Annotated in this window: 10 protein-coding genes; 6 read left to right on the top strand and 4 right to left on the bottom strand. The window is 68.0% G+C overall.

The genetic code is table 11. The annotated features are described in order from the left end of the window. The first annotated feature begins 12 nt into the window (after positions 1-12). From rplS to OG558_RS41425, 5 genes are all read left to right on the top strand, one after another. Positions 13-372, top strand: coding sequence for a 50S ribosomal protein L19 (gene rplS / locus OG558_RS41445; protein WP_329479536.1), 360 nt, complete (start codon positions 13-15; stop codon positions 370-372). A gap of 143 nt (positions 373-515) precedes the next feature. After that, positions 516-1145, top strand: coding sequence for a signal peptidase I (lepB, locus tag OG558_RS41440; protein WP_405067922.1), 630 nt, complete (start codon positions 516-518; stop codon positions 1143-1145). Next, positions 1142-1906, top strand: a complete 765-nt coding sequence (lepB, locus tag OG558_RS41435) for a signal peptidase I (RefSeq protein ID WP_405067921.1) — start codon at positions 1142-1144, stop codon at positions 1904-1906. Before lepB (OG558_RS41440) ends, lepB (OG558_RS41435) begins: the two co-directional genes overlap by 4 nt. Positions 1907-2047: 141 nt before the next feature. Continuing rightward, the gene (locus tag OG558_RS41430) at positions 2048-2746 is read left to right on the top strand and encodes a ribonuclease HII (RefSeq protein ID WP_329479530.1); all 699 of its coding nucleotides are present in this window, start codon (positions 2048-2050) and stop codon (positions 2744-2746) included. A gap of 76 nt (positions 2747-2822) precedes the next feature. Then, entirely contained in the window at positions 2823-3146 is a 324-nt protein-coding gene (locus tag OG558_RS41425) for a DUF2469 domain-containing protein (RefSeq protein WP_012922325.1), read from the top strand. 15 nt (positions 3147-3161) lie between these two features. Here OG558_RS41425 and dprA read toward each other — a convergent pair whose 3' ends face one another. From dprA to OG558_RS41405, 4 genes are all read right to left on the bottom strand, one after another. Then, the gene (gene dprA / locus OG558_RS41420) at positions 3162-4418 is read right to left on the bottom strand and encodes a DNA-processing protein DprA (RefSeq protein ID WP_405067920.1); all 1257 of its coding nucleotides are present in this window, start codon (positions 4416-4418) and stop codon (positions 3162-3164) included. Between the two features lie 125 nt (positions 4419-4543). Continuing rightward, on the bottom strand, positions 4544-6106 hold the full coding sequence (locus tag OG558_RS41415) for a YifB family Mg chelatase-like AAA ATPase (RefSeq protein ID WP_405067919.1): 1563 nt from the start codon (positions 6104-6106) through the stop codon (positions 4544-4546). After that, positions 6106-6462, bottom strand: a complete 357-nt coding sequence (locus OG558_RS41410; protein WP_328519468.1) for a YraN family protein — start codon at positions 6460-6462, stop codon at positions 6106-6108. Before OG558_RS41410 ends, OG558_RS41415 begins: the two co-directional genes overlap by 1 nt. A 148-nt stretch (positions 6463-6610) precedes the next feature. Then, complete coding sequence (locus OG558_RS41405; RefSeq protein WP_405067918.1) at positions 6611-8233, bottom strand: APC family permease; 1623 nt, start codon at positions 8231-8233, stop codon at positions 6611-6613. A 136-nt stretch (positions 8234-8369) separates the two neighbouring features. Between OG558_RS41405 and OG558_RS41400 the strand changes: the two genes are divergently transcribed. Then, positions 8370-9311, top strand: coding sequence for a tyrosine recombinase XerC (locus OG558_RS41400; RefSeq protein ID WP_405067917.1), 942 nt, complete (start codon positions 8370-8372; stop codon positions 9309-9311). The last annotated feature ends 29 nt before the right edge of the window (positions 9312-9340 follow it).

Below are 9340 nucleotides of genomic sequence, written 5' to 3'. Positions count from 1 at the left end.
AAGAGACACCTGATGAGCAACGTCCTGAACGAGCTCGACAACGCGAGCAAGCGCGACGATATCCCCTCCTTCCGCCCCGGTGACACCGTCAAGGTGCACGTCAAGGTCGTCGAGGGCAACCGGTCCCGCGTCCAGGTGTTCCAGGGTGTCGTGATCCGGCGCCAGGGTGGTGGCCTGCAGGAGACCTTCACGGTCCGCAAGGTCAGCTTCGGCGTCGGCGTCGAGCGGACCTTCCCGCTGCACACCCCGATCGTCGAGAAGATCGAGGTCGTGACTCGCGGCGACGTCCGCCGGGCCAAGCTCTACTACCTGCGCGAACTGCGCGGCAAGGCAGCCAAGATCAAGGAGAAGCGGGACGTCCCGGCCTCCTGAACGTCTTCTAGCGACGACGGTCACCTATGGCGCCGAGCACTGCGACTCGCGCTCGCCCTCGCCCGGCATCGAGGGCACGTCGCAGCAAGGGACGTCACCGCAGGCTGAAGCAGCGGAATCCGCTGCTCAGTCTGCTTGTCGAGATGACCACCGTGACGGTGCTCGCACTCGTCATCACGGTGGTGCTGCGGTTGTTCGTCGCGGAGGCGTTCTACGTCCCGTCGGAGTCGATGTACGACACCCTGACCAAGGACGACCGCATCCTGGCCGAGAAGATCAGCTATCTGCACCGGGACGTCGACCGCGGCGACATCATCGTCTTCAAGGACCCGAGCAACTGGCTGAACGAGGAGCAGGCGCAGCCCGGCCCGTTCCGCAAGGTCGGTGAGTTCGTCGGCATCCTGCCGCGCAGCGGCGAGGGTCACCTGGTCAAGCGCGTCATCGGCATCGGCGGTGACAAGGTGGTCTGCTGCAACAAGGCCGGCCAGATCACCGTGAACGGGATCCCGCTGGACGAGCGCGAGTACCTGCTCAAGGACGCCAAGCCGTCCGAGGTGCCGTTCTCCGTGGTCGTGCCGGCCGGCCATCTGTGGGTGATGGGCGACAATCGGGCCGAATCGGCCGACTCCCGTGCCCATATGGGCGGCCCCGGCGGTGGATTCGTGCCGGTCGAGAACGTGGTTGGCCGGGCCTGTTGCGTAATCTGGCCGTCTGACCGGATGACGATGCTGCGTCCTCCGGAAACCTTCAAGAAGCCGGGGCTGAAGAAGTGACCGATACACCGACCAAGACGGACGCCAAATCCGGCCACCGCTCAGGCTTCGGGGCGGCGGCCCGCGAATTCGTGCTGATCGTGGTCGGGGCCCTGATCGTCTCTTCGATCCTGCGGGCGTTCGTCGGGCAGATGTTCATCATCCCGAGCGAGTCGATGGAGAACACCCTGCTGGTCGGGGACCGCGTCGTGGTCGAGAAGCTCACCGACGTGAAGCGCGGCGACGTGGTCGTCTTCGAGGATCCGGGCGGCTGGCTCGGCCCGGAGGAGAGCGGTCAGAAGCGCGGCTCGATCGGCCGGTTCTTCGAGGTCGTCGGCCTGCTGCCGGACTCCAGCCACGGTCACCTGATCAAGCGCCTGATCGGCATGCCGGGCGACAAGGTCGCGTGCTGCGACTCCAAGGGCCGGCTCCTGGTCAACGGTCAGCCGCTCGACGAGACCAGCTACCTGTATCCGGGCGACGCGCCGTCGCAGATGGAGTTCCAGGTCACTGTCCCGGCGGGGCGCGTGTTCGTGATGGGTGACCATCGCTCTGCCTCGGGGGACTCCCGCGTCCATCTGCAGGACACCGACTCCGACGGCGCCAACCAGGGTGACGCCGCCTTCGTCCCGATGGACAAGATCACCGGCCGCGCGATCATGATCGTCTGGCCCGCCGGCCGCTGGGCCAAACTCGGCGTACCGGACACCTTCAAAGCCGTTCCAGCGCCCGGGCCGGCCCCGGACAAACCCTCGATCTCCCTCACCCCACCACCCAAGTGAGAGACCCCCGGTGCCCAACCTCTCGCCCTTCGGCCCCGGCCACACCCGACGCACTCGCCACACCCACCCATCTGCACCCGACCTCCTGCAATGTTGGTCGGTGCGGCTGCCTAGGGTGGGGTGTGTGATGCGGAGGGCTGCATGAGTGCGTTGCCGCGCGGGAGCACGGTCCGGCGGGATGCCGGGTTGTACGGGTACGAGCGGGCTCTGCGCCGCGTCGGCCTGGACCCGATCGCCGGCGTGGACGAGGCCGGCCGTGGACCCTGCGCCGGCCCGCTGGTCGCCGCCGCGGTGATCTTGCCGGAGGGCAAGCGCGGTCAGATCCCCGAGCTCGCCGACTCCAAGCTCCTCACCGCCAAGGCGCGCGATCGCTGCTACGACGAGATCCGCAACCGCGCCCTCGCCTGGTCGGTGGTCTCGATCGAGTCGACGGAGTGTGACCGCCTCGGCATGCACGTCGCCAACGTCGAAGCGCTCCGGCGAGCCCTTTTCCGTCTCGACGTACGCCCGGCGTACGTGCTGACCGACGGCTTCGGTGTCGACGGTCTCGACGTACCGGGCCTGGCGATCTGGAAGGGTGACCGCGTGGCGGCTTGTATCGCCGCCGCATCTGTGATCGCCAAGGTGACGCGGGACCGGGTGATGGAGCACTGGGACAAGGTGTACCCGCAGTACGGTTTCGGGATCCACAAGGGCTACTGCACGCCTGAGCACCAGGCGGCACTGGACGAATACGGCCCGTGCCCACAACATCGACGGCGGTTCGAGAATGTCCGCCGCAGTCTGCGGCCCGATATGGGACAGAATGTGACCAGTCCCACCGGAGTGGAGAGCCTGTGAGTGAGCGTAGCGAGCGAACCAACAACTCAGCACCCCGCAGCGCTCATGCCGGAGCCGAGCGTAGCGAGGTGGCGGCATGAGCGCTGACGACCTCGAGAAGTACGAGACCGATATGGAGCTACAGCTCTATCGGGAGTACAAGGACGTCGTCGGGATCTTCAAGTACGTCGTGGAGACCGAGCGGCGTTTCTACCTGTGCAACGCGGTCGACCTGAAGGTCCGCACCGAGGGCGGCGACGTGTACTTCGAGGTGACGATGGCCGACGCGTGGGTCTGGGACGTCTACCGTTCCGCCCGCTTCGTCAAGAACGCCAAGGTGGTCACCTTCCGCGACGTCAACATCGAAGAGCTCGCCAAGTCCGACCTGGAAGTCCCCAAAGACTCCGACTTCGGCCGCTGACCACCGCACCAGGGCTCATGTGCTCGGCGGGCTTTGGTCTGGTGGTGGAGTTGTTGGGGTCAGGCGCCAGCCCGAGTCGTCGTGCTCGATGAGGTGTAGGTCTGCCAGGGTGTCGAGGCAGCACTCGGTTGTGGGTAGGTCCAAGCCCGCGGTGGTGGCTATCCGGTCGGCAGGGGCGGAACGGACGACAGGGACGGCGTCGAGCGTGCGGCGGACGTCGTGGTTCAGGTCGTCGATCGGATTCTTGGGGGCGTGCGGGTACGGGCTGAGGTGGGTGCCGAGCGGCGAGATCGCTTCGATGATGTCGGCAACGTTCGTGACGAGGACTGCGTCTCGTTCGCGGACCAAGAGGTGACTGCCTTCGGACATCCGCGACGTGATCGGACCTGGCACGGCGAGCACAGCGCGACCGCACTGCTCGGCCCAGCCCGCGCTGTTGAGGGCACCGCTGCGTACGGCGGCCTCGATCACGACCGTCCCCAGCGTGCCGGCGGCGATGAGCCGGTTGCGGGACAGGAACCGCAATTTCGTCGGCGAACATCCCGGCGGTAGTTCACTCACGACCAGGCCGTCCTCGACAATCCGGCTGAACAGGGCCGAGTTGCTCTTCGGATAACTGACATCGACCCCGCACGCCAGCACCGCAACCGTCAGCCCCGACGCCGCGAGCGCGCCACGGTGAGCCGCTGCGTCGATCCCATAAGCCCCGCCGGACACCACCGTGACGCCGTTGTCCGCCAATCCCGACGACAGCTCAGCCGCGACATGCTCGCCGTACGACGAACATGCGCGCGCACCCACCATCGCCACGGCCTGGGTGAGGGCACGCCGCAGGTTCGCCGAGCCGCGGACCCACAAGCCGAACGGCACGCCCGCTCGGCGGCTCAGCTGGCCGGCCTCGGCGAGGATCTCCACCTGCTCCGGCCACTCGTCATCCCCAGGAATCACAAACCGTGCCCCCGCCGCAGTCGCTCGCTCCAAGTCGCGCTCCGGCTCAGCCTCAGCCAGCCTGGTAGACCACCGCTCGACCCCAGGAGCCTTCTGCTGCAGCAGCTCCCAGATCTCCAGCACGTCCAACCCGTCGAACGCCTTGAGCGCCGCCAGATCCCCGGGCTCCACCACCCGAGACAACCCAACCCGAGCCAACCGCTCCTCGTCATCACCCCCACCAACCCCAGCCCGACCCGGTCTGTTCGGCGGCGGAGGCGTCTTGAGCGGCAGACTCGCGTCCGTCGCGAGGCCGTTGGTCGTGGTGGCGCAGGTCGAGTTCATATCGGGCTCCTTGTGCGGGACGGCTGTCGGTGGGGTCAGTCAGCCGGGGAGACGGGTGAGGCCGGCCGGTCGCCGCCGGGTCAGGTGAGGGGTGGGTGTTGTTCGGGCGGACGTTGTGCGGTGTTTCAGCTGAGGGGGCGGGTGTCGGCGAGGTTGGTCAGGGGTTCGCCGGTGCGGAGTTGGAAGGCTTGGTGGGTGAGGTCGACGGTGGGTTGGGCGATGCCTTCCAGGTCGGCCAAGGTCCAGGCGAGGCGGACGACGCGGTCGAAGCCGCGGGCGGTGATGCGGCCGCCGGAGTAGAGGTCCTCGAGGAGTTTGTGGCTGGCGGCATCGAGTGGGTAGTCGCGGCGGAGGACCGGGCCGGGGACCTCGCTGTTGAGGATCCAGCCGGTGTCGCGGTAGCGGTGCCCTTGGCGCTCGCGAGCCGACTGGACGCGGGCGGCGACGACTGCGGTCGACTCCGGTTTCTCATCGTTGATGGCGCGGGCGGCCGGCAAGATCTGGCGCTGGATATCGAGGCGGTCCTTGATCGGGCCGCTGATCCGTTGCCGGTAGCGCGCCAGCACTTGAGGCGTGCAGTTGCAGATCCCTTGGTTCGTCCCGGACAGTCCGCAGGGGCAGGGATTGGCCGCCAGGACGAGCATGAAGCGTGCCGGGAACTTGGCCACGGCGGCCGATCGATGCACCTCGATGTAGCCCGACTCGAGCGGCTGCCGCAGCGTGTCCAAGGTGAGCGGATGCATCTCGGGCGCCTCGTCGATGAAGAGGATCCCGCGGTGTGCGCAACTGATGGCACCGGGCCGCGGCATCCCCGAGCCGCCGCCGACGAGGCTGGAGAGCGACGCCGTGTGGTGTGGCGCGATGAACGGCGGACGAACGACGAGCTCGGCGTCGCTGGTCAGCAGTCCGGCCAGCGAGTGCACAGCCGACACTTCCAGCGAGTCGTCCGTGCTCAGGTCGGGCATCAGTCCAGCGAGCCGCTCCGCCAGCATCGTCTTGCCGGACCCTGGCGGCCCGTGCAGGAGCAGATGATGCCCACCCGCGGCCGCGGCCTCGATCGCCCGCCGCCCTTCGTGTTGGCCGATGACATCGTCGAGGTCGACCTCAGGAACCCGTGTCAGCGACTCGGACAACAGCCGCGGCTCGGCGCGGGGTGGGGCCTCGTCCGGGACCTCGGTCCCGCGGAGCAGCGCGAGCACCTGCCGCAATGACCGCACGCCGTACACCTCGATGCCGGGGACCAGGCGGGCTTCGCCGGAGTTGAGCTCGGGGACGACGATGCGCTCGAAGTTGGCCCTGGCGGCGGCCAGCGTCATCGCGAGGGCACCGCGGACCTCACGGACCCGGCCGTCGAGTCCGAGCTCGCCGATGATCGCCGTCTGCCGGAGCGGGCCGGGCTCGACCACCCCGGCCGCCGTGAGCAGAGCCAGAGCGATCGCGACATCGTAGTGAGAACCGGTCTTGGGCAGCGTGGCCGGCGAGAGGCCGATGGTGACCTTGCGGTCGGGGAATCGCTCCCCGCTGTTCACGACCGCGGCGCGGACCCGGTCGCGGGCCTCGGACAGCGAGGCGTCCGGTAGGCCGATCAGCGTTGTCTTCGGCAGGCCTTGGGCGATGTCCGCTTCGACCTCGACCAGATGCCCTTCCAGGCCGACCAGAGCGACCGACCACGTCTGAGCGAGCGACATCAGGCCGCCCCCCGCACGTGGTCGACGCTCGGCGGCGTGTTGTGGTCGAAGAGGACCGCGATGATGTCGATCCGGATTGCCGCGGGTCTGAGCTGGTGGGTCTGCAGCCAGCGGCCGGCCAGCTTGCGGAGCGTGGTCAGCTTCCGGTAGGTGATCGACTCCAGCGGGCTGCCGTAGTTCAGCCCGCGGCGCGTCTTCACCTCACAGACGACCAGCGTGTCGCCTTCGCGCGCGACGATGTCGATCTCGCCGAGCTCGCAGCGCCAGTTGCGCTCGAGCACGGCGAAACCGTGCGACGTGAGATACCTCGCGGCGAGATCCTCGCCGTACCGCCCGACTGCGTTCTTGGTCCGCATCGATGACCACCTCCGGCTAAGAACATGCCGGGATCAGGCCACGATTTCAGACCTCAGTTTTCGCCTGTGGACAACTCTGTCACCGATGATGTTGCCGGGGACAACGATCACGGGCACGACGTTGCCGCGGACAACCGCCGGGACGGCGTCAGTTGCGCATGTGCTTGCCGCGGGACGGTTTGTGCTGCTCGTGCGGCGGTGTGCGCACCGCACGCAACTCGTTCGGATCGGGCCGGATGGCCTGCAGGCCGCCGGTCCCGGGATCGGTGTCGCCGATGTCGAAGTCCCAGCTGTCCTCGTTCGCCAGCCGGCTGTGCCAGCGCCCGTACAGGCCGTAGATCGCCAGTCCGATCGCCATCCAGATGCCGAACTTCGTCCAGGTGCTCGTCTTCATGTTGAGCATCAGCCACAGTGTTGCGCCCAGCGACAGCAGCGGGATCAGCGGCACCATCGGCACCCGGAAGCCGCGCTCCAGGTTCGGCTCGGAGCGGCGCAGGGTGAGGACGCCGATCGCACAGAACGCGAAGCAGAACAACGCGCCGATGACCAGCAACTCCTCCAGCTCCAGCACCTTCGGATAGAGCGTCAGCGCCAGGGCGGCGACGCCGGCAGCGGCCGCCGCGCGGGCGGGGGAGGAGTAGACCCGGCTGACTCGGCCAAGACTCTTCGGCAGGAGACCATCGCGGCCCATGTTGAACAGGACGCGGCTCTGCGCGATGAGAACAACCATGATCACCGTCATCAGCGCCAACAGGGCGCCTAGGTTGACCACCTTCGCGGCCCAGCCGACACCGACCGCGGCCATCGCCTCCGAGACCGGTGCGCTGCCGCCCAGCTTGCCGTACGGGCGCATCCCGACCAGTACGACGGCCATCGCGATGTAGAGGATCGTGACGGCGCCGACGCCGAGCAGCATGCCCTGCGGAACCGTCTTGCGCGGGCTGCGCGCGTCCTCGGACGCGGTCGCGATCAGGTCGAACCCGATGTAGGCGAACACGATCGAGCTGGCCGCGGTGAAGATGCCCATGATGCCGAAGGAGCCGAACGACGAATCCAGGATCCAGCCGAGCAACGTCGGACTGGCGGTCGCGGGCGCGGCCCGGGCCATCGGCACGAACGGGTGGTAGTTGGCCATGTTGATGTGCGCGGCGCCGACGATCACGACCAGCAGGATCACGGCGACCTTGGCGATCACCACGACCGTCAGCACCCGGGCCGACAGCTTGGTGCCGGTCACGATCAACGCGGTCAGGATCAGCAACAGCACCGGGGCGACGAGGTTGACCTCGGCGTTCGGGCCGAAGAACTTGGCCACACCGGCGGGCAGCGTCACGCCGAATCCGTCCAAAGTGGCCAGGAAGTACGCCGACCAGACGCGGGCGACGATGGCCGCCGCGGTGACGAGCTCGAGCACGAGCGCCCAGCCGACCAGCCAGGCCCACATCTCGCCGAAGGTCACATAGCTGAAGGTGTACGCGCTGCCCGAAACAGGAATGGTGGACGACAGCTCGGCGTAGCAGGCCGCGGCCAGCACACACACGATCGCCGCGATCACGAACGAGATGATCACGGCCGGGCCGGCGACCGTGGCCGCCTGGTTACCGCTGATGCTGAAGATGCCGGACCCGATCATCACGCCCAGGCCAAGTACAACCAGGTCGCGACGACCGAACAAGCGCGGCAGACGGTGTCGCGCGTCCTCGACTCGAGTGAACGCCGACTCGACCGGCAGGCGCCGGCCTACGGTCTGTCCGTTCGCTGAGGGGGCCATGGTCAGGGGTGCCTCCGTTGCTACTAGGGCAATCGGGCCGAACAGTAGTCGACCGTCGGGCTATCGACCAGACCTCCCCTCCTCGACCCCCGCGCGGTGGCTTGCGATGCCGGGCCGGCTCCCGCATCGTCGAGGCATGACGCCGGACGCTGTCAGCACGAACCCCGACTGGCCGGAAGGTTTCGCTGCGTTACTGGCTGACTACGAACGGCATCTGACGGCGGAAAGAGACCTCAGCAGACATTCCGTGAGAGCCTACATCGGAGATGTCGCGGATTTACTCGAACATTTGATTCGGCTTGGTCACGATGATCTCGAGTCCCTCGACATCCGCGGGCTGCGCTCCTGGCTGGCCAAGCAGCAGAGCCTCGGCAAGGCGCGCAGCACGATGTCGCGGCGGGCCACGGCCGCGCGTGTCTTCACCGCGTGGGCGCAGCGGACCGGCCGGATCAGCACGGATCCGGGGGCGTTGCTGGCGAGCCCGCGGCCGCACAAAACCCTGCCCGGCGTGCTGGGCCAGGCCGACACTCGAGCCGTCCTGGATGCCGCCGCGGTGGCAGCGGATGACGGCAGCCCGGTCGGGCTGCGCGATCTGGCGATCATGGAACTCCTGTATGCGACCGGCATCCGCGTCGGCGAGCTTTGTGCCCTCGACATCGACGACGTCGACACCTCGCGTCGCGTCGTCCGCGTCTTCGGCAAGGGACGCAAGGAACGCTCCGTCCCGTACGGCGTGCCCGCTGCCGAAGCTCTCCAGAGATGGCTGGACGAGGCGCGACCGGAGGTGGCGCGACACGGGAGCGGCCCGGCTGTCTTCCTCGGCGCTCGCGGCGGCCGGATCGACCAGCGAGCGGTACGACGTCTCGTCCACGAGCGGATCGGGGTCGTCGACGCGCCGGACCTGTCGCCGCACGGGCTCCGGCACACGGCCGCTACCCATCTGCTCGAAGGTGGCGCCGATCTTCGCAGTGTCCAGGAACTGCTCGGGCACGCCTCGCTGGCGACCACGCAGATCTACACCCACATCTCGACCGACCGGCTCCGCAAGGCCTACGAGCAGGCCCATCCTCGAGCCTGATCCGCGGCCGGGACGGGGTGTGGATGCGG

This window comes from Kribbella sp. NBC_01510, from assembly GCF_045040325.1.
Taxonomy (GTDB): Bacteria; Actinomycetota; Actinomycetes; order Propionibacteriales; family Kribbellaceae; genus Kribbella.
This window is presented reverse-complemented; position numbering and strand designations above follow the sequence as displayed.